We start from the raw sequence: 19,477 nt of genomic DNA, 5'->3' as shown, positions 1-19,477 counted from the left end.
CCTCCGTGCCTCAGCACACCTTCATCCTCAACGGCAAGCCGGTCTCGGTGGACGTCGAGGACGACGTCCGGCTGCTCTGGGTGCTGCGTGACGTCCTCGGCGTGACCGGCCCCAAGTACGGCTGCGGCCTCGGCGTCTGCCAGGCCTGCACCAGCCACATCAACGGCAAGGCCTTCAACCCCTGCTCCGTTCCGGTCAAGGACATCCGCCCCACCGACGAGGTCACCACCATCGAGGGCCTGCCCGCCACCGTCGGCAAGGACCTGCACCCGATGCAGGAGGCCTGGCTGGAGTACGACGTGGCCCAGTGCGGCTACTGCCAGCCCGGCCAGATCATGGCCGCCGTCGCCAAGGTCCGCCAGGCACGCGCCGCCGGACACGAGATCGGCGACGCGGACTTCGACGAGATCCGCAACATCTGCCGCTGCGGCACGTACCACCGCATCCGCGAGGCGATCAGGGCGGGCGCGAAGAACTTCTGACCTGCGCCTCTGCCACGCCCCACCCGTCGGCCGCCCCCGGGCCGCGTCACGCGACGCGGCCCGGGGGTCAGCCCAGCCGTTCGCGGACCTGCTCGGCCTGCCTCGCGAACTCGGCCGCCTCGGCGCCCTCCAGCTCGCCCAGGTCGGCGATGAGGGCGGTCATCCGGGCTGTGCCGTCCTGCGCCCGGCCCAGCTCGCGCTCGGTCCAGGACGCCCGGACGGCGCACTGGAACCGCTCGCGCAGCGCGCTCTCACCGAACGTGGCATAGGTGGCGGCCGCCCGGTCCAGGAGCGCGACCATCTCCCTGCGGACGGCATCCTCCAGTTCCGCGCCCCGACCCGGGCCGTCGCCCTCGCCCCCGCGACCCTGCTCGTCCTCCTCCTCCACGTCCTCTTCGTCGTCTCCGTACTCGTCCTCGTTCAGCGAGTCCTCAAGGAGCGTGGCGAGTTGGTGCCAGGTCTGGGCGCGCTCGTAACGCAGCTCGGGCTCTTCGGCACCTTCGAGTACGGTCAGCGCCTGGTCCATCAGCGCGCGGGCCTCCGGGCAGTCCCCGTCGGCCGCCCGGTGCTCCGCCGCCAGCCATGCCAGGGAGCGCAGCACCCGGACCTCCGCGACCGGGTTGTCGCCCGCGTGCCGCCACAGCTCCAGGGCGCGTCCGTACGCGGAGCGCGCCTCCTCGCGCAGTCCTGCGGCCGAGAGCGCCTCGGCGGCGGAGTGGGCCAGGCTCGCCTGGGGCCGGGGGTCGTCCCAGCCCTTCGCGGTCTCGGCGGCCAGCAGGAACTGCTCGGCCGCCGCGCGCTGGTCGTGCAGTCGGCGCAGCAGCCCGCCGAGCAACTGCCGGGCCTCCACCGCCTCCTGCTCGCCGTGTTCCACCAGGTCGGACAGCGCGGACTGGAGCACCTCGGCCGCCTCGGCGGGGCGCTCCGCCTCCGCGTAGGCCCGGGCCAGCAGCAGGCGTGCCCGGGCCCCGCCGGTCGCGGTGAGCCCCGCCTGGTCCAGCCAGTGCGCCGCGTCGAGCGCGTGCGCGGCCGCCTCGTCGGCCCCGCCGGTCCGGCGCAGCAGGATCTCCGCGAGCGTGAGCCGTACGGCGGCGTGCTCCTCGGGGTCCGTCACCTCTGCGGCGTGGCCGAGCGCGGCCCGGGCCAGGGTTTCGGCCCCCTCCGCGTCGTGCCGTGCCGCCAGGATCCTGGCCCTCAGTGACAGCGGCTCGACCGCCTCCCAGGGGCGCTCGGCGGCCAGGCAGCGGTGCGCGGCGGAGATGAGCAGCGGTTCGGCGCGGTCGAGGTCACCGGCCGCCAGGGCCATCCGGGCCAGCACCAGCTCGGCCTCGGCCACCACGTCCGCCGCGTCCGCCCCCGCCTCAGTGCCGTGGGTGGCGACGAAGGCCTCGAGCCCGGCGGCCAGACGGGCGTCCGGCTCCTGCCGCTCCTCCTCGGGCGTCTCGCGTCCCCGCAGATACGACTCGATCTGGAGCGTGGTCAGTTCAGCCGCGGCAATCCGGCGCGCGCGAGCCGGATCGGCCGTGTCCAGCGCCCGCGCCGCCTCCACGGCCACGGTGAGCAGACGCCGGATCTCCTCGGCCTCCCCGCCGAACCGGGCGGCGCTGCCCGCGATCCCGAGCAGGGCGTAGGCCGCGCGCGCGGGCCGACCTGCCGCCCGGTGGGCGTCGGCCGCCTGCGCGAACAGGTCCCGGGCCTGCTCGGCCCCCGCCCGCGCGGCCGTCGTCGCGCGGAACTCCAGCAGGTCGGCGCCTGCGGCCGCGTCCGGCAACCGCTCGCCCTTCTCGACGAGTTCGGCGATCCGCGCCCACAGGGCGTCGGCCGAGGGGTGACCCTGCCGCCGAGCCGTACGCGCGCGCTCGACCAGCGCCGCGAGGTCCTGGGCATCCGTCGTGGTTGCTGCGTCCAGGCTCGGCGCGCCGACGGCTCCTGTCCGCACCGGAGCCGTGGCCGTGGGAAGCGCCGCGCTGCGGACCCCGAGCGGCAGCACGTCGACCAGCGGCTGCTGCCCGATCCGCTCGGCAAGGCGCTCGGAGACGTGCGCGGTGCCGTTGCGGGCGTCGAAGCGGGCCGCGATGGAGGCGGCGTCCGCGTACAGCCGCTCGTACAGCTCGTTCACCGTGTGTCCCGTGCCCCGGTAGGCCACGGCCGGGCTCTCACCGTGGCCGAGGTCGGCCAGGCGGCGCAGCAGGACCAGGACGGCGCCGGCGAACTCCATCTGCGTCTCGACGTCGGTGAGCGGCTCCAGGTGGGTGGCGTGCTCGGCGAGGATCTCCAGGCCGCGCGGTTCGTTGCCGGTCAGTGCGCAGAACTCGATGTGCTTGCCGACCGAGCGCAGCAGGCTGTCGTTGCCGCGTGCCATCCGGTAGCCGCGCAGATGGTGGGAGCGGGCCTCGTCGAGGCGGCCGAGGCGCACCAGGGGGAGCAGGGAGTGCGCCAGCACCCGGTGCGGCTCCTCCATGCAGGACCTGCCGCCGGAGAGCACCGGCTCCCAGATCTCGATCGCCTTGGCGTCCTCGCCCTTGCGCGCCCAGTACCAGCCCTGGGTGTTGATCTCGCACGCGTGGCAGTCGCTCATCCGGTCGCGCGCGGCCGCTGCCCATCCGGTAGCCGCCCGGTCCGTCCGGGCCTCGTCGCCGGTCGCGTCGGCGAGGTGGAACTCGGCCTGGCGCACGGCGCGTTCGCTGTAACCGGCGAGCCGGTAGCGGCGCTCCATGTCCGCCAGCCAGCGCTCCACCGCGGCGAGCGGGATCTCCGGGGACTCCACGATCCGCCCGGCCACCCACTTGAAGCGCCAGAAGAGGCTGTGTACCTCGTGGGCGGGGAAGGCGGAGGGGTCGCGGTCGTACTCCTGGAGCAGACGCGCGAACGGCACCACCATCTTGGTGCGCTCGGCGCTCCACTCGTAGGCGTCGATCAGCCGGTCCAGCGCCTGGCGGAACAGCTCGCGGTCGCCGGTGGACTCCGCGGCGGCGGCCAGCGTCTCCGCGCGCGCGTTGCGCGATGCTCCGTAGGGCGCCCGCGCGTTCTCCGCGAGGCCCTGGCGGATCTCCTCGGGGCTCAGGGCGGTCACTGCTGCTCCTCCTGGGAGTGGGTGTGCGGCGTGGTGTGGGTGGCCCATTCCAGGAGGTCCAGAAAGGCGCGGTTGAGCAGGGCGGAGTCGGCCGGGCGCAGCGGGCGCTGCGACATCAGCAGCGCCTGCCCGTAGAGCGACTCGACGGCCGTGCCGGTCAGTTCGGCGTCCGGCAGCGCGGCGATGCGCCGGATCAGCGGGTTGTTGTGGTTCAGCACCAGACGCGCGCGCGGGGCGGAGCCGCGCAGCGCGCCGAGGATGTCGTTCCACAGCGAGTCGGCGTTCTCCTGCGCGGCGGCCCGGTCCCGCTCGTGGCGCGCCTGCCGGTCGTCGAGGAAGAGCGCAGGCACCGCCACCGGCTGGAAGGCGCGCAGCACCACGTCGCACCCGTGCGGGTCCAGGCGGGTGCGGGCGGTCGACAGGAACGCGGCGAGCGAGAGCTCGGCCGTGGTGGGCACCGTGTCGAGGCGGTCGGTGACCGCGCCCGCGTCGAGCTCGGTGACCTTCAGACCGGGCCGGATCCCGGGCAGCAGGGCGAGGAGATCGGCGTCGTACGTGTAGCCCGCGTTGACCACGCCCAGGCCGTGGGCCGCCGCGATCGGGGCGATCTGGCGGAACTCCTCCACGGTCCGGGTGAAGTGGATCTCCGAGTGGGCGGCGGCGAACTCGTCCAGGCTGCGCTGCCCGTCGTTGGTCTCGAACGGCAGCCACGGCAGCATCAGCGCGAACAGCTCGGCGTCGTGCCGGGCCAGCGACTTCACCCCGAGGTGATGGACGCTCAGGAACGCGGCGAGGCGCTGCGGGTCGCCCGCGGCCAGCTCCGCGAGCCACTGCCGCACCCGTGCGCCGAGCGCGTCGCGGACGGCGGCGAGGGTCTCGTCGTCGTACAGGTTCTCCCGGGAGGCGGTGGGGCGCAGCGAGTCGGTGTCGACCACCGCGCGCACGAAGAACGCCCACTCGGGCAGCAGGTTGTCGGCGCGGTCGGTCAGCAGCATGCCCTTGAGGTAGGCGCGGTGTCCGGCCCGGTGCGCCGGGCTGGTCGGCTCCGGCAGCACATGGGCGACGCCGCGCACCCCGGCGACCGGCAGGTCCAGGTCGATCGAGTCGAGCGGGGTGAACCCGAAGACCTGCGCGCAGTGCCCGGCGAGCGCGACGCGGCGGGCGGCCGGGGTCGCGTACTCCCGCTCCCAGACCGGCGGCCGGTCGGTGACGGGGCGCTCGGCCCCGTCGTCCCCCGCGAAGGTGATGTCGTACGGCAGCAGGGAGCCGAAGTCGCGGGCCAGCTCCTCCACGCGCGCGGCGGCGGTCCACTCCTCGGCGCCGGGGCGCGGTTCGAGGTGGACGGTGGTGCCGGGCTCGGGCCGGGCCTCGTCGGGCAGCGCGCGGACCGTGTACGAGCCGTCGTCCGAGGCGAGCCACTCCACCGGCGCGGCCTCGGGGGTGCGGGCCGAGCGGGTGACCACACGGATCCGGCGGGCCACCACGAAGCAGGCGAGCAGGCCGATGCCGAACTGGCCCAGGAACTCCTGGCGGGCCGACTCCAGACCGTGTTCCCCGCCGCGCTTGGAGCTGCGGCCGATCGTCGCGAGCAGGGTGTGCACCTCGTCGGCGGTCAGGCCGATGCCGCTGTCCTCGATGGCGACCCTGCCGTCCACCGCCGAGAGGCGGACGCGGGCGGGCGCCCCGGGGTCGTGCGCCCGGCGGGCGGTGACCGCGTCCACCGCGTTCTGCAGGAGCTCGCGGACGTAGACGCGGGGGCTGGAGTAGAGATGGTGGGAGAGGAGGTCGACCAGGCCGCGCAGGTCGACCTGGAAACTGTTGACGTCGGGCGGGGTGCCGTCGGTCAGGGCGGCGGAAGTCATGGCGCATCACCTCGCGGGCACAGGGAATGGGGCGATCGCGAGGTCCCCCCTCGTCGATCACGACGTGTCATCAGCGTAGGGGCGGCCACTGACAATCTCCTCCGGGTTTGCCGCGGGTGGCTCCCCGGCCGTACACGCGGTGATCTTGCGCGCCCGTTACTGTCCGTGTCGGTTCGCTCCTCGTCAAGCGTTGATCACGGTTTGGCAAATTTGGAACCCTTGCAGGTGCTTTGTCCATCCCCGGAGGCGGAACACGACCGTCGTGCCCCAAGGGGCCGAAGCAAGCCGGAGCCACAGATGTCGCACGCGTCCACCAGGACCAGGAACGGGGCCGAGACCTATGAGTCCCGGGGTCACCGCCGCGCCTCCAAGGCCCGGCGATGGTCACTCGCCGTGGTCTGCGTGGTGCTGCTGGGCGCGATCGCCTGGCCGGTCATGAGCTACTTCGAGATACCTCCCTTCACGGACAAGGGCGACCCCATCTCGTACGGGAAGATCGACAACAGGCCCGGCGCCCAGCAGAAGCCCGCGGACTCCAAGACGCTGATGCCGACCGGCCCGGCCGCCGACTTCAAGATCGCCAGCACCCTGGGCAACGGCACCCACGTCGGCGTCGTGAAGATCACCGGCAAGAAGTCCGGCTTCACGGGCAAGGTGTGGGTCTGGGCGCCGAAGGAGTACGACGACCCGAAGTACGAGAAGAGCGGCTTCCCCGTCCTGATCGCGCTCCCCGGCGGGCCCGGCTTCCCCAACAACTACTGGATGGACAACAACCTCAAGCTGGAGTCGTCCATCTCCAAATGGGCCGAGGAGGGCAAGGGCAAACCGTTCCTGCTGGCCATGCCGGTGCTGAACCCCAAGCCGGACGACGGCGGCCTGTACTGGGACGGCAGCGACATCCCCGGCCAGCCCAAGATGGGCACCTGGCTGACCGAGGACGTGCCCGACCTCATGCGGCAGAACTTCCGCACCATGAAGTCGCGCGACGGCTGGGCCTTCATGGGCTCCTCCTCCGGCGGCTTCGCCGGCCTCAAGGCCGTCCTGAAGCACCCCGACAAGTTCAAGGCCGTCATCGCCTCCGGCCCCGACATCGTCCCCGACTCCCCACTGTGGAACGGCCACCCGAAGGAGAAGGCCGAGAACAACCCCGAGGTGCTCTCCAAGCAGCTGATCGCGGCCAAGGGCCCGGACGTCTACCTCGCCTTCCAATACGGCACCAAGGAGTCGTCCGTCATCCCCAAGGTGAACAAGTACATCGCCACCTACGGGAACAAGGGCCCGATCCACACCCACCTCGAAGTCATCCAGGGAGGGCGGCACAACGCCGTGACCTATGTGAAGGGGATGGACGCGAGCAGCATGGAGTGGATCAGCCGCCAGATCGAGGGGCCGACGCCGGTGTCCTGAGGCGGTTCGGGTAGGGCGAGGCCAAGACCAGCCAGTCCGCCTCGGCCCTGCCGCCGAGGCTGTGGTGGCGGAAGACGCCGGTGGCTACCTTGAAAGAGACGTTGAAGAGGAGGAAGAGCCACCTCACCCCCAGGGAACAGCCACAGCACCCCGCGCACACCGGAGCGGCCATGGAACGCGCAGCCCCCGGCAGCCGGCGTCGCCGCCGGGCCCTCGCCGGTCATCTGCTGCGCTCACTGGCCTCGGTGGCCGTGCTGACGGCCCTGTACTACCTGGCGCCGCTGGATCGAGGGCTCGGTGTCGGCGCGGTCATGGTGTTCGTGCTGGGGCTGCTGCTCTTCGGCTGTCTCACGGCCTGGCAGATCGCCGCCATCACCCGTGCGGAGTATCCGCGGCTGCGGGCGCTCGAGGCGCTGGCGACCGCCGTGCCGCTCTTCCTCGTGCTGTTCTCGGCCACGTACTACCTGCTCGCCGACAGCCGGCCGGCGTCGTTCTCGGAGCCGCTGACCCGGACCGACGCGCTGTACTTCACGGTCACGGTGTTCGCGACCGTCGGCTTCGGCGACATCGCGCCCACCACCGGCACCAGCCGGGCCCTGACCACCGTGCAGATGCTCGCGGACCTGGTCGTGGTGGGCGTGATCGCCAAAGTCCTGTTCGGCGCGGTCCAAGTCGGGTTGCGGCGGCGGGGCCTGGATCCCGAGCGCCCCGAGTACCTCGATGATCCGTGACCGTCGTGGCTGATGAGGTGCGGTCCGCTGCCGCGCCGGGTGGAGGCCGGGGCAACCTACCGCGGTGGTTGCAGGAGGTATCTCAACCCCCTGTGTGACGCCCCGCGGCAACGCCCTTCCCTAGGGTGGCCTTCCGTCGGCGGCCACCCGGCTCGCCGCCGCTGTACGGCGACACGCGTCGCGTCAGACGCGGTCGCCCCGTCCACGGGAGGCCCCATGAAACAGGTACGGATCCTCGTCGTCGCGCTGCTCAGCGCGGGAGTGCTCGGCGGCGCGGGCATGCTCGCCCCGGCCGCCGCCGCCCCGGCCCCCGCGCCCAGCGCAGCCGGGTGTGCGCAGACGCGTCCGTTCCTCTCCCAGGGCGACCGGGGCACCTGCGTCCGGTACCTCCAGCAGAAGCTCACCGACCAGGGCATCCGCACGGCCGTCGACGGCATCTTCGGCAGCGGGACGACCAAGTCGGTGAAGACCTTCCAGTACGCCTGCGGCTACCGCGGCCACGACGTCGACGGGCTGGTCGGCCCGCGGACCTGGGCCGGTCTGCTCGACCACGCCTGCGTGTGACCAAGGCCAGAACGCCGCAGGTCAGAGGCGGTTTCTCCACCCCGGGGTCTACATCCATGGGTCCACCGCCGGGCCCGAAGTTCGGTCGAGGGGTTGATGTGGCGACACCCGCCGTCGCGGGACGCTTACGCACATGCCCAGCTATCGACAGACTCTGGCGATGCGTCAGAAAGTGCGCACCACAAGAAGACTGGGGCCCGCCCTCGCCACGCTCTGCCTGGCATCCGGCGTGGCCGCACTGTTACCCGCGTCCGCTTCCGCTTCCGCCGCCACGGAACCGGACGGCGGACGGGTGGGGGACCACGGGTACACCGCGCAGATCCGCCGCACCGAATTCGGCATTCCGCACGTCCTGGCCCATGACTACGGCGGTCTGGGATACGGATACGGGTACGCGTTCGCGCAGGACAACCTGTGTCAACTCGCCGACCAGGTGCTGACATTGCGCGGCGAACGCTCCAGATATCTCGGCCCTGCGGAGACGACCGCCGAGGGCACGCCCAACCTGGCGAGCGACACCTACCACCAAGGGCTGCGGCAGGCGGGCACCGTCCGGCGACTGCTCGACCGCCCGGCGCCGCTCGGCCCGACACCCGAGCTGCGCCGGATGGTCGAGGGGTACGCCGCCGGGTACAACAGGTATCTGCGCGACACCGGCACCGCGCAACTGCCCGACCCCACCTGCAAGGGCAAGCCCTGGGTCGGCCCGATCAGCGCCATGGACATCTGGAACCTGGTCTACGAGGTCGACGGCGCCGCCGGAGCGGCGGCGTTCCAGCAGGCCATCGCCACCGCGACCCCACCGACCGTAGGCAAGTCGACGAAGCCGCTGCGTGCGCCGACGGCAGCGCGCGGCACCACGGCGGGCGGCCCGGCCCCGGCCTCCGCGAAACCGTCGACGAGCCCCTCCAACGGCGCCGGCCCCCGCCGCGGTGAGCTCGGCAGCAACGGCTGGGCGCTCGGCCGTGACGCCACCCGCGGCCGCGACGGCATGCTGCTGGCCAACCCGCACCTGTCATGGATCGGTGGCGACCGCTTCTACCAGGTGCAGTTGACGATCCCGGGCGTCATCGACGTCGCCGGTGCCGGTATCTACGGCACCCCGCTGGTCGAGATCGGCCACACCCGCACCCTCGCCTGGACGCACACCACGAGCTACGCCGACCACTCCTCGCTCTACCGCCTCACCCTCGCTCCCGGGGACCCGACGAGCTACCTCGTCGACGGCAAGGCGGTCCCGATGGCCCGCCGGACCGTCCCGGTCACGGTTCGCGGCGCCGACGGCAAGCTCTCCACGGTCTCCGCCACCCTCTACACCTCCCGCTACGGCCCGGTCCTCGCCGACGGCTGGACGCGCACCGAGGCGTACGCGCTGAGGGACGCCAACGCCGACAATCTGCGCTCGATGAACGAGTGGCTGGCGATCGGCAGGGCCACGTCTGTGGCTGAACTCACCCAGGCGCACCAGACCTACCAGGGCATCCCCTGGACGTACACGATCGCCACGGACTCCAACGGCACCGCGTACTTCAACGACTCCTCCGCCGTGCCCCATGTCACCGACGACCAGCTGGAGCGGTGCTCCCTGCCGGGCGCGGACGAGGATCTGCCAGGGGTGCTCGACGGGTCCACCTCGGCCTGCGACTGGGGCAGCGACCCGGACGCGGCCGTCCCGGGCGTCTTCGGCCCCGGCCACCAGCCCCGGCTGACCCGGACCGACTACGTGGCCAACTCCAACAACGACTCGGCGCTGACCAACCCCGAGGCGCCGCTCACGGGGTACCCGCGGATGTACCACGCCGGGGGGCCGATCGGCCCACGCGCCCAGCTCGGGCTCCAGATGATCGCGGGCCGGCGCGACGGCAGCGACGGACTCGGGGCGCCGGGCTTCACCCTGCCCACGCTCCAGGCGAGCATGCTCGGCAACCGCAACCACACGGCGGAGCTGGGCCGGGACGACGCGGTCGCGATGTGCCGCGCACACCCCGTCCTGACCGCCACCGACGGCACCGAGGTGGATGTGCGCGCCGCCTGTGACGTCCTCGCGGCCTGGGACATGCGCGACGACCCGGACAGCCGCGGAGCCGTCCTGTGGAAGGCGTTCCGCACCCGGGTGGGCGGCCCGTACCCCTGGTGGCGCGTGGCGTACGACCCGGCTCAGCCGCTCACCACCCCGCGCGGGCTCAACGGGGACGAACCGAGGGTGCGCGGCGCGCTTGCCGACGCCGTCCGCCAACTGGCCGCCGGCAAACTGCCTCTGGACGCGCCGATCGGCGCTCTCCAGCGGTGGGCGGGGATACCGCTGCCCGGCTGCTCGGGTGGGGAGGGCTGCTTCAACGTCGTGAACGCCACGCCCACGGCGGGCAGCGGCGGCGCCACACGCCCGAGCTCCCCGGACGACCACGCCTCCGGCTCCAGCTTCATCATGGCGACGGAGCTGACGCCCCAGGGGCCCCGTACCCGTACGATCCTCACCTACGGGCAGTCGGCCAACCCCGCGTCGCCCCACTACACCGACCAGACCGTCCTGTTCTCCCAGAAGCGCTGGGTCACCGAGCGGTTCACGGAGGCGGAGATAGCCGCCGACCCGCGGCTGCGGACCACGGTCCTGCGGGGCTGAGAGCGCGGCGGCCGCCGGAGGCGCGGGCGCAGGGGTCCCGACCGGTACGCGCCATCCCCAGAGTTGGGGATACCGCGGGCCGGTTGGCGGCTCCTAGTCTGAGCGAGACGGGAGCGCCCCCCACCCACCGCACGGGGGGCGCTCCGGTGCCGAGACCGCGAGCGGAGACCGGGAGCATGCGATGGAGCACGCGAACATGGTTGCCGATGGCCCACAGTCCGTCATCTGGGACATCACCTACGCCTGTCCGCTGCGCTGCACCCACTGCTACTCGGAGTCCGGCAGGCGCCCCTCACGGCAGGTGAGCCATGACGACATGCTGCGGATCGCCGACGCCGTGATCTCCCTGGGCCCGGTCCAGGTCACCCTCGCCGGGGGAGAACCACTGCTGGTCAAGGGGGTGTTCGAGGTCGCGGAACGCCTGACGCGGGCAGGTATCTCGGTGCTCGTGTACACCGGCGGCTGGAACTTCCAGCCGTGGATGACCGAGGAGCTGGCGCGCGTCTGCGGCAGGGTCGTGGTGAGCGTCGACGGTCCCACGCCCGAGGTGCACGACCGGATCCGCGGCAGGGCGGGTTCGTTCGGGCGGGCGATGCGAGCGCTGGCGCTGCTGGAGGCCGGAGCACGGGAGCGGGCCGAACGTGGCGACCGCCCGCTCCCGTTCGCGGTCGACTGCGCGGTCGTACGGAGCAACGTCGACCGGCTGGAGGAGTTCTGTACGGACATCCTGCCGCGCTTCCCGCATCTGAGCTCCCTCGACTTCGGCGCCGCCGTGCCGTCGGGGCTCGGCAGCCGCACCGGATACGCCGAGCACGAGCTGCTCTCGGACGAACAGCTCGCCCGGCTCGGCAGCGAGGAACAGCGCGCACGGCTCCAGGCGCTGGCACCGGCCACGGTCAGGGTCGGCACGTCGACCAACTTCTCCTTGCAGATGAATCCCGAACAGGTGGCGCGCGGGCTCGACTTCCGGTCGGTGCAGATCGAGCCGGACGGGCAGGTGCGAGCGATGCTCATCTACGAGGGCACGGTCGGCAATCTGCTGGAGGAGCCCCCGGCGGAGCTGTGGCGGCGTGCGGTGGAACGGTGGACCGACCCGTTCGTGGTCGAGGCGCTCTCCGACGCGGGGACCATGCGGAGCTGGGCCGAGGCGGTCCGGCGCATCGACTACCACTTCGGCTCGGACGCCGTGCGTGCCCGTATCGACCGCCGTCCGGTGTTCACCGCGCCGACGGCGGGGTGAGAGCGGTGTCGGGCGCGGAGGGCGAGCCACCGCCCCCCGGGAGCCCTCCGACGCTCGGTCCGAGCTGGGCCCGCGCTCGGCGCGACCGGTGGACGAGATCCCTCCGCTTGCCCCGGAGTGTGATCTGCAATACCCCCACCCACAGCCAGACTTGCAGGTGGGGCGGGTCGCACCTACGGTTGGCGAGCCGTGGTGTTCGGGAAGACCGGTGCAAGACCGGAGCGGCCCTCGCCACTGTGATCGGGCCCCATGACGTTCAGGCCATGAACGGCTTCGGGTAGCCCGCCCCGTTGTGCCACTGGTGGCCGTGAGGCCGCTGGGAAGGCAGGGGCGGTGCGACACCCGGAAGCCAGGAGACCGGCCACGGCATCTCGCGTAATGATCCACGAGGTGCTGGAGCGTGAACGAAATGACCCTGCCCGCCGCCACCCCTCCCACCGCCTTCCACTGGCGGCGGGAGGACACCGTCCGCACCGCCTGGCTGCTGGTGGTGATCGCCGCCCTGCACGTCGTGGCGTTCGGCATCCTCTTCCTGCTCGTGGTGCCCCAGCACTACGAGGTCGGCTCCAAGACGTTCGGCCTCGGGCTGGGCGTCACCGCCTACACCCTCGGCATGCGGCACGCCTTCGACGCCGACCACATCGCCGCGATCGACAACACCACCCGCAAGCTGATGGCCGACGGCAAGCGGCCGGTGTCGGTCGGCTTCTGGTTCGCGCTCGGGCACTCCAGCGTCGTCGTCGCCATGGCGGCGCTGGTCGCCGGGGGCGCACAGCTCGCGGGCACCCTGATGAACGACGAGTCGCAGACCCACCAGACCCTCGGCATCGTCGGAACGACCGTCTCCGGATCGTTTCTCTATCTCATCGCCGCGCTCAACCTGCTGGCGCTCGTGGGTATCCTGCGGGTCTTCCGGGCCATGCGCGCCGGGACGTACGACGAGGCCGAGCTGGAACAGCACCTGGACTCACGGGGGTTCATGAACCGCCTCCTGGGCCGCTTCACCAAGTCGATCACCCGGCCCGGCCAGATGTACCCGCTGGGCTTCCTCTTCGGGCTCGGCTTCGACACGGCCACCGAGGTCACGCTGATGGTGATGGCCGGATCGGGCGCGGCCGCCGGGCTGCCCTGGTACGCCGTGCTGTGTCTGCCGCTGCTGTTCGCGGCGGGGATGAGCCTGTTCGACACCATCGACGGCACGTTCATGAACTTCGCCTACCAGTGGGCCTTCTCCAACCCGGTGCGCAAGGTGTTCTACAACCTGACCATCACCGGGCTCTCCATCGCCGTGGCCTTCCTGATCGGGACGATCGAGCTGGTGGGCGTGTTGCACGACAAGCTCGATCTGCGGGACGGGTTCACCGGCTGGGTCGCGGGCCTCGACCTGGACAACGTCGGCTTCATCATCGTCGGCCTGTTCGTCGCGGTGTGGGCCGCGGCCCTGGCGTACTGGCGGTTCGCCAAGGTCGAGCAGCGGTGGGCGGTACGGGTGGCCACGGCCGCCGAAGTGCCCGGACAGGACCGGCCCGCCGACGCCGCACCCGCGTCCGCCTCGGACGTCACCTGAAGGCGACGACGTTGTCCGCCGCCCACTGGGCGAACGTCCGTGGTGCCCGGCCGAGGACGCGCTCCACGTCCGCGCTCACCCGTCGCTCCTCGGGCGTGGGTTCGCCGAGGATGCCGAGCGTGCTCTCGACGACCGGCTCCGGCATGAAGCGCAGCAGCAGTTCCCGCGCCTCGGCCCGGCTCTGCTCGACGAACCGCACCGGCAGCCCCAGCGCCCCACCGATCGCCGCCGCTTGCCTGCGCGGCGAGACGGGCGCGGGTCCGGTGAGTTCGTACGTCCGGCCCGCGTGACTCCCGTCGCGCAGGCAAGCGGCGGCGACCGCCGCGATGTCGGCCGGGTCGACCACCGGCAGGCCGACGTCGCCGAAGGGTGCCGTCACCGTCCGCTCGGCGCGGATCGAGGGCGCCCACATAGAGGCGTTGGAGGCGAACCCGCTCGGCCGCAGCACCGTCCACGCCAGGCCCGACTCCCGTACGGCCTCCTCGAAGGAGCGCAGCGGGGCGTGTGCGACGGAGTGCGGGCGCGTCGCGGTGGCCTGCGAGGACTGGAGGACCACCCGCCGGATTCCGGCGGCCCGCGCCGTGTCGAGGATGGCGTACGGGTCGAGACCCTCGCCGTCGCCCGCGACAAGCAGATACAGCGCGTCGGCGCCGTCGAACGAGCGCTTGAGGGTCTCGGGCCGGGCCGGATCGGCCTGCTGGAACTCCACGTTGCCGGGCCGCTCACCTGCTGGTTGCTCACCTGCCGACAGCTGGCCCGGCAGTCGACGGGAGACCGCCGTCACCCGCTCGCCCGCCGAGGCGAGCTCCCGTACGAGATGCCGTCCGACGTTCCCGGTTGCTCCGGTCACCACGATCATGATTTCTCCCTGCGCCTGTGTGGCGATGGCGTACGCGGGGCGATGTCGCTCCGCCGTGTTCGATCTGCACTCATCCTGAAAGCCAAACTGGCCATCTCCTGGCCAGTTTGAGAAAGAGAATGATCGGTATGAGAGCCGATCGACTGGTGGCGACCCTGCTGTTCCTCCAGACCCGTGGACGGGTGACGGCGCGCGAGGTGGCCGAGGAGCTGGAGGTGTCCGAACGCACCGCGCGCCGCGACCTGGAGGCGCTGGCGGCGGCCGGTATCCCCGTCTACTCCCAGCACGGCCGGGGCGGCGGCTGGTCCCTCGTCGGCGGCGCCCGTACCGACCTCTCCGGGCTGACCGCCGCCGAGATCCGCGCGATGTTCCTGGTCGCTGGCCCGTCGGCGGTCTCCCCGGAACTCCGCACGGCGCTGCGGAAGTTGATCCGTGCCCTGCCCGCGCCGCTCCGGTCCGACGCCGAGGCCGCCGCGAAGGCCGCCGCCACCGACGGCACGGACTGGTCGAGGCTGCCCGTCACCGCGGGCACGCCGTTGCTGGACGCGCTCCAGCGTGCGGTGGTGGACGGCCTGTGCGTACGTCTGGGATACGCCCGCCCCGGCAGCCCGACCGGCATTCGCACGGTCCACCCGCTGGGCATCGTCACCAAGGCGGGAGTCCCGTACCTCGTGGCCGGTACGGAGCAGGGAGAGACGGCCGCCCGGCCCGGTGCCGGCCCCGGCTCCACCGGGACCGGGCTGCGTATCTTTCGTCTCGACCGGATCACCTCGGTCGAGCTGACCACCGACCCCGTCGTCCGCCCCGAGGGCTTCGACCTGGCCACGGTCTGGCGCGAGCTGGCCGCACCGATGGAGGAGCGGATGCGCGGGGCGACCGTACGGGGACGGGCCGAGCCCACGGCCGAGCGCGTTCTGGGCGTCCTGTTCGGCGGCCGGCTGCGCCTGGGCGGCCAACGGGGCGACGGGTGGCTGGACATGGAGATCGACGGCCCGTCCCCGGAGGTCGTGGCCGCGCAGCTCGCCGGTCTCGGAGCGCGCGTCGAGATCCTCGAACCCGTCGAGGCCCGCGAGCACCTCGCCCGGCTGGCGGCGGAACTCACCACGCTCTACGGCCCGTTGTAGCGGATGAAGCAGGGGCCGGAACGGGAATCCGTCCCGGCCCCTGCCCCGGCCCCGCCTCAGGTCACCCGGCCAGCACGGCCTTGCGGTGGCTGAACGTCTCGATGGAGTAGCGGCCGTGGTAGTTGCCCATGCCGCTCTCGCCGACGCCGCCGAACGGCAGGTCGGAGACGGTGAGATGGGCCAGCGGAAGCCCGAGGCCGAGACCGCCCGAGGAGGTCTCGGCGGCCAGGCGCTCCCTGGTGGCGTCGGACTCGGTGAAGGCGTACAGGGCCAGCGGCTTGTCGCGGTCGTTGATGAAGCCGATGGCCTCGTCCAGGTCGGCCACCGTCACGATGGGCAGGATCGGGCCGAAGATCTCCTCCTGCATCACCGGCGACTTGGGGTCGACGTCGGCGAGGACGGTCGGCGCCAGGTACTTGGTGGCGCGGTCGCCCCGGCCGCCGGTGACGACGCGCCCCGAGTCGAGCAGCGCGCTCAGACGGTCGAAGTGGCGCTCGTTGACGACACGGCCGTACTCGGCACAGGCCTGCGGGTCGACTCCGTACAGCGCCTCGACGGCCTGGGCCAGCGCCGGTTCCAGGGCGCGGGCGGTCTCCGGGTCGGTGAGCACGTAGTCGGGGGCGACACAGGTCTGGCCCGCGTTCAGGAACTTGCCGGCGGCCAGCCGCGCCGCGACCGTGGCGATGTCGGCGTCCCGGTCCACGAACACCGGGGACTTGCCGCCCAGCTCCAGGGTGACCGGCGTGAGGTGCTGGACCGCGGCGGCCATGACGATACGGCCGACGGTGCCGTTGCCGGTGTAGAAGATGTGGTCGAAGCGCTCGGCCAGCAGCGCGGTGGTCTCCGGAATGCCACCCTCCACCACGGCGACGGCGTCCTGGTCGAGATACTCGGGCAGCAGACGCGCCAGCACGGCGGAGGTGGCCGGAGCCAGCTCGCTGGGCTTGACCACGACCGCGTTCCCGGCGGCCAGGGCGCCGACCAGCGGCGTGAGCAGCAGCTGAGCCGGATAGTTCCAGGGCGCGATGACGAGGACCACACCCAGCGGGTCGTACTGCGTCCAGGCCGTCGCCCCGGCCAGGTGCTCCGGGACCGGCGCGGGCTCGGGGCGCAGCCACTGCGCGAGGTGCTCCAGGGTGTGGTCGACCTCCCGGACGGTGAAGCCGATCTCGGTGCGGTGGACCTCGGTGGGGCTCTTGCCGAGGTCGGCGTGGAGCGACTCCACCAGGTCGGCGCCGCGCTCGGTCAGCATCGCGCGCAGCCGCCGCAGCTGCGTGGTGCGCCACTCGACGGGCTTGGTGCGGCCGGTGCGGAAGGTGGCGCGCAGCCGGGCCACGGTGTCGGCGGGCTGCTCCTGGGTGGGGTTCATGGTGCCTCGCTGCTGGGGGCGGACCCGTCGGTCCGCGCTGTCGTCGGGTCGAGCCGCAACGGCTCGATGTATATGCCAACAGTTGAGGTTGGAAAATAAATTCCCAGGGTGTGGAACAAGTGCACCGGGCGGCGGGGAAGGGGCGTGGATCCGGGGGTCCAGCCTCCGTATGGGGCGGGCTCGTGGAGGCCTCAGGACCACTTCCGTGGATTCATCACGCGTATACGAGAAGTTTCCTACCGACCAGTAGACATCGCGCCACCCGGTGATCATTCTTGGCCGTGCGCATGCCAATTCCGTGCCGCCGATGCCGTCCGCCACGGCCCCGGCCGGACTCCCGCGGACTCCCACCATCGCGACCAAGGAGCACCGACCCCCCATGCACCGCACTGCTTGGACGACGCGCACGGCCGTCACGGTGGCCGCCGCGGCGACCGCCCTCATCGCCGCGCCGACCGCCTCCCAGGCGGCCGCGCCCGCCGCTGCCCCGCACTCCGCCGTGGTCCGTGCCGCCGCCTCCGGCGGGGTCACCGCGCTCAAGGACGTCGACTACGCGACCTGGCTGCGCGATGTCCAGGCCGTCGTCGACACCGCGCGCCCGTACCTCAAGGAGCGCGTCGCCGCCTCGCCCGCGGGCGAGCGGCCGGCGATCGTCCTGGACATCGACAACACCTCGCTGGAGACGGACTTCCACCACTTCTGGACGTTCCCGACCCCGGCCATCGCGTCCATGCGCGGCCTGGTGCGGGAGGCGAGCGCGCAGGGTGTCGCCGTCTTCTTCGTGACCGCCCGCCCCGGCATCATCGAGTCCCTCACCTCGTACAACCTCAAGGCGGTCGGCTACCCGGTCACCGGGCTGTACGTACGCGATCTGCCGGACCTCTTCCACGAGGTCAGCACGTACAAGACGGAGAAGCGGGCCGAGATAGAGGCGCGCGGCTACACGGTCATCGCCAACTTCGGCAACAACACCACCGACCTGGTCGGCGGCCATGCCGAGCGCACCTTCAAGCTCCCGGACTACGGCGGCAAGCTGTCCTGACGTCCGCCGCGACGCACACCGGCGCCCCGCGGCCACTGCCGCGGGGCGCCGCTCGTGCTCCGGGGGCCGTCAGCCCAGGACGGGGAAGTTGCTGCGGAAGACGCCGCGCGGGTCGCGGTCGCGCTTGATCTGCTGGAGCTTGGCCAGCGCCTCCGGCTTGAAGGCCGTGGCGGCGGTGTCACCGGGGGAGAGGTAGGTGTAGGGCTTGCGGCCGCTGACGTACGGGGCGACCGACTGGACCAGCGCCTCCTGGCGGGCGGCGATCTGCGCCCCGCGCTCCGGCGTGAACGGCACACCGAACATGGACAGCGTGTACGGCTCGGTGAGCGGGCCCTGCGGGTTCTCGGTCGGCGCGGCGAAGGCGCCGCCGAGGTGGCGGATGTGCACCCCGAAGAGCGGGTCGACCGGCTCCGCGAGGAGAGCCGCGGCGACCTTGTCGTCCAGGTCGGTGAGCAGCTCGGCGCGGGTCGCGGAGGCGCCGGGCTCGGTCGGCTCGGCGGTGATCTCGCCCAGCTGGGCCACCGGGATCATGCCGCGGGTGTCGGTGTTGGCGCCCTCGATGCCGTCGAGCGCGCTGAGCAGCGCCCGGCCCTCGGTCTCCTCGCCCAGGAAGGTGCTGTCGATGGTGACCAGCGAGGGGCCGTTCGGGATCTGGAGCAGGTTGATCCAGGTGGTCAGCTCGTCCGGGGCGGTCGAGGTGATCTTGCGGAAGGCCTCCAGGACGCGGGGCGCCTGGCTGCCGTGCCAGACCACCCGGCCGCCGAACAGCGCGGGGGCGGGGTGCAGGTCGTACTCGATGGCCGTGACCAGGGCGTAGTCGCCGCCACCGCCGCGCAGCGCCCAGAAGAGCTCGGCGTCGGTGTCGGCGGTCACCCGGGTCTGGGCGCCGTCGGCGGTGACCACCTCGAAGGCGGTGACGCTGTCGGCGGCCCAGCCGTACTTGCGGCCGAACCAGCTGAGGCCGCCGCCGAGCGTATAGCCGACCACGCTGACCAGCGGGGAGCTGCCCGGCAGACCGGTGAGGCCGAGCGGCCCGGCCACGGCCTGGACCTGGCCGCCCAGGACGCCGGCACCGACGCGCGCGGTGCGGGCGGCGGCGTCGACGTGCAGCTCGTCGAGCTTGCCGGTGCGCAGGAGGATCGCTCCCTCCACGTCACCGCTGGCGCCCCGGCCGCCGGGCTGGGGCGCGACGACCAGTCCGGCCGCCGCCGCGTAGCGCACCACGGCCGAGACGTCGTCGGCGTCGGCCGCCTCGACGACCGCCGAGACGGGCTGCTGGACGGAGAGGTTCCACGGCTGTCGTGCCTGGTCGAAGTCGTCGTCACCGGCCAGCAGGACACGGCCGCGCACCTGTGAACGCAGTTCGGCGAGAGCGCTCGTCGTCATGGTTCTTTCCCTACTTCCTCGTTCTGCGTGTGCCCCCGGAACCGCACCGGCCGGCTTTCGCGATCACTTCCCTGACGGAATCGAACGGGGAAATGTGACGAGAAGGGGGAGGGAGCGGGGGCGAGAAGCGGAACGCGGGGGTCGCGCGGGA

The 19,477-nt window shown here is 72.3% G+C and carries 14 protein-coding genes and 1 riboswitch; of the genes, 9 read left to right on the top strand and 5 right to left on the bottom strand.

The genetic code is table 11. The features are described from left to right. The first annotated feature begins 5 nt into the window (after window positions 1-5). The gene (locus ABD236_RS13780; protein ID WP_067164456.1) at window positions 6-482 is read left to right on the top strand and encodes a (2Fe-2S)-binding protein; all 477 of its coding nucleotides are present in this window, start codon (window positions 6-8) and stop codon (window positions 480-482) included. Between the two features lie 67 nt (window positions 483-549). Here the strand turns inward: ABD236_RS13780 and ABD236_RS13775 are convergent, their stop codons facing one another. After that, window positions 550-3,555: an ATP-binding protein gene (locus ABD236_RS13775; RefSeq protein ID WP_344073873.1), complete on the bottom strand. Its 3,006-nt coding sequence runs from the start codon at window positions 3,553-3,555 to the stop codon at window positions 550-552. Beyond that, complete coding sequence (locus ABD236_RS13770; RefSeq protein WP_344073872.1) at window positions 3,552-5,417, bottom strand: HSP90 family protein; 1,866 nt, start codon at window positions 5,415-5,417, stop codon at window positions 3,552-3,554. The genes ABD236_RS13775 and ABD236_RS13770 overlap by 4 nt, the downstream gene beginning before the upstream one ends. A 297-nt stretch (window positions 5,418-5,714) precedes the next feature. On the opposite strand from ABD236_RS13770, the gene ABD236_RS13765 reads away from it, so the two are divergent. The 6 genes from ABD236_RS13765 to nicT all read left to right on the top strand — a co-directional run bounded on the left by ABD236_RS13765 (window position 5,715) and on the right by nicT (window position 13,546). Next, window positions 5,715-6,824, top strand: a complete 1,110-nt coding sequence (locus ABD236_RS13765; protein ID WP_344073871.1) for an alpha/beta hydrolase — start codon at window positions 5,715-5,717, stop codon at window positions 6,822-6,824. Window positions 6,825-6,994: 170 nt separating this feature from the next. Continuing rightward, complete coding sequence (locus ABD236_RS13760) at window positions 6,995-7,555, top strand: potassium channel family protein (protein ID WP_344073870.1); 561 nt, start codon at window positions 6,995-6,997, stop codon at window positions 7,553-7,555. A gap of 216 nt (window positions 7,556-7,771) precedes the next feature. Then, window positions 7,772-8,119 (top strand): peptidoglycan-binding domain-containing protein, encoded by a 348-nt coding sequence (locus ABD236_RS13755; protein ID WP_344073869.1) that lies wholly within the window; start codon window positions 7,772-7,774, stop codon window positions 8,117-8,119. 160 nt (window positions 8,120-8,279) lie between these two features. Beyond that, window positions 8,280-10,739, top strand: a complete 2,460-nt coding sequence (locus tag ABD236_RS13750; protein ID WP_344073868.1) for a penicillin acylase family protein — start codon at window positions 8,280-8,282, stop codon at window positions 10,737-10,739. Between the two features lie 196 nt (window positions 10,740-10,935). After that, complete coding sequence (locus ABD236_RS13745) at window positions 10,936-11,979, top strand: radical SAM protein (RefSeq protein WP_344073867.1); 1,044 nt, start codon at window positions 10,936-10,938, stop codon at window positions 11,977-11,979. Window positions 11,980-12,152: 173 nt separating this feature from the next. Beyond that, a riboswitch (cobalamin riboswitch) is annotated at window positions 12,153-12,359 on the top strand. Window positions 12,360-12,388: 29 nt separating this feature from the next. Further along, a complete protein-coding gene (gene nicT / locus ABD236_RS13740) occupies window positions 12,389-13,546 on the top strand; it encodes a Nickel transporter NicT (RefSeq protein ID WP_344074232.1) in 1,158 nt (385 codons plus the stop codon). On the opposite strand, the gene ABD236_RS13735 is transcribed toward nicT, so the two are convergent. Beyond that, complete coding sequence (locus tag ABD236_RS13735) at window positions 13,539-14,405, bottom strand: NAD(P)H-binding protein (RefSeq protein WP_344073866.1); 867 nt, start codon at window positions 14,403-14,405, stop codon at window positions 13,539-13,541. The genes nicT and ABD236_RS13735 overlap by 8 nt on opposite strands. A gap of 128 nt (window positions 14,406-14,533) precedes the next feature. On the opposite strand from ABD236_RS13735, the gene ABD236_RS13730 reads away from it, so the two are divergent. Further along, window positions 14,534-15,529: a helix-turn-helix transcriptional regulator gene (locus ABD236_RS13730; protein ID WP_344073864.1), complete on the top strand. Its 996-nt coding sequence runs from the start codon at window positions 14,534-14,536 to the stop codon at window positions 15,527-15,529. Between the two features lie 61 nt (window positions 15,530-15,590). On the opposite strand, the gene ABD236_RS13725 is transcribed toward ABD236_RS13730, so the two are convergent. Then, a complete protein-coding gene (locus ABD236_RS13725) occupies window positions 15,591-16,898 on the bottom strand; it encodes an aldehyde dehydrogenase family protein (RefSeq protein ID WP_344073862.1) in 1,308 nt (435 codons plus the stop codon). Between the two features lie 379 nt (window positions 16,899-17,277). Between ABD236_RS13725 and ABD236_RS13720 the strand changes: the two genes are divergently transcribed. After that, window positions 17,278-17,940 carry an HAD family acid phosphatase gene (locus ABD236_RS13720; RefSeq protein WP_344073861.1) on the top strand — a complete coding sequence of 221 codons (663 nt, stop codon included), beginning with the start codon at window positions 17,278-17,280 and terminating at the stop codon, window positions 17,938-17,940. 69 nt (window positions 17,941-18,009) lie between these two features. Here the strand turns inward: ABD236_RS13720 and ABD236_RS13715 are convergent, their stop codons facing one another. After that, entirely contained in the window at window positions 18,010-19,326 is a 1,317-nt protein-coding gene (locus ABD236_RS13715; protein ID WP_344073860.1) for an FAD-binding oxidoreductase, read from the bottom strand. Window positions 19,327-19,477: the final 151 nt, after the last annotated feature.

Source organism: Streptomyces crystallinus (assembly GCF_039521265.1).
GTDB lineage: Bacteria > Actinomycetota > Actinomycetes > Streptomycetales > Streptomycetaceae > Streptomyces > Streptomyces crystallinus.
Note: the sequence above shows the minus strand (reverse complement) of the source record. Positions and strands in the feature narration are given on the sequence as shown.

What these genes read in the sequence shown, in the direction of transcription:
- ABD236_RS13725 (WP_344073862.1), bottom strand. Translation starts at nt 16,898, where the DNA reads ATGAACCCCACCCAGGAGCAGCCCGCCGACACCGTGGCCCGGCTGCGC.
- ABD236_RS13750 (WP_344073868.1), top strand. Translation starts at nt 8,280, where the DNA reads ATGCGTCAGAAAGTGCGCACCACAAGAAGACTGGGGCCCGCCCTCGCC.
- ABD236_RS13770 (WP_344073872.1), bottom strand. Translation starts at nt 5,417, where the DNA reads ATGACTTCCGCCGCCCTGACCGACGGCACCCCGCCCGACGTCAACAGT.
- nicT (WP_344074232.1), top strand. Translation starts at nt 12,389, where the DNA reads ATGACCCTGCCCGCCGCCACCCCTCCCACCGCCTTCCACTGGCGGCGG.
- ABD236_RS13755 (WP_344073869.1), top strand. Translation starts at nt 7,772, where the DNA reads ATGAAACAGGTACGGATCCTCGTCGTCGCGCTGCTCAGCGCGGGAGTG.
- ABD236_RS13735 (WP_344073866.1), bottom strand. Translation starts at nt 14,405, where the DNA reads ATGATCGTGGTGACCGGAGCAACCGGGAACGTCGGACGGCATCTCGTA.
- ABD236_RS13730 (WP_344073864.1), top strand. Translation starts at nt 14,534, where the DNA reads ATGAGAGCCGATCGACTGGTGGCGACCCTGCTGTTCCTCCAGACCCGT.
- ABD236_RS13745 (WP_344073867.1), top strand. Translation starts at nt 10,936, where the DNA reads ATGGTTGCCGATGGCCCACAGTCCGTCATCTGGGACATCACCTACGCC.
- ABD236_RS13715 (WP_344073860.1), bottom strand. Translation starts at nt 19,326, where the DNA reads ATGACGACGAGCGCTCTCGCCGAACTGCGTTCACAGGTGCGCGGCCGT.
- ABD236_RS13765 (WP_344073871.1), top strand. Translation starts at nt 5,715, where the DNA reads ATGTCGCACGCGTCCACCAGGACCAGGAACGGGGCCGAGACCTATGAG.
- ABD236_RS13720 (WP_344073861.1), top strand. Translation starts at nt 17,278, where the DNA reads ATGCACCGCACTGCTTGGACGACGCGCACGGCCGTCACGGTGGCCGCC.
- ABD236_RS13760 (WP_344073870.1), top strand. Translation starts at nt 6,995, where the DNA reads ATGGAACGCGCAGCCCCCGGCAGCCGGCGTCGCCGCCGGGCCCTCGCC.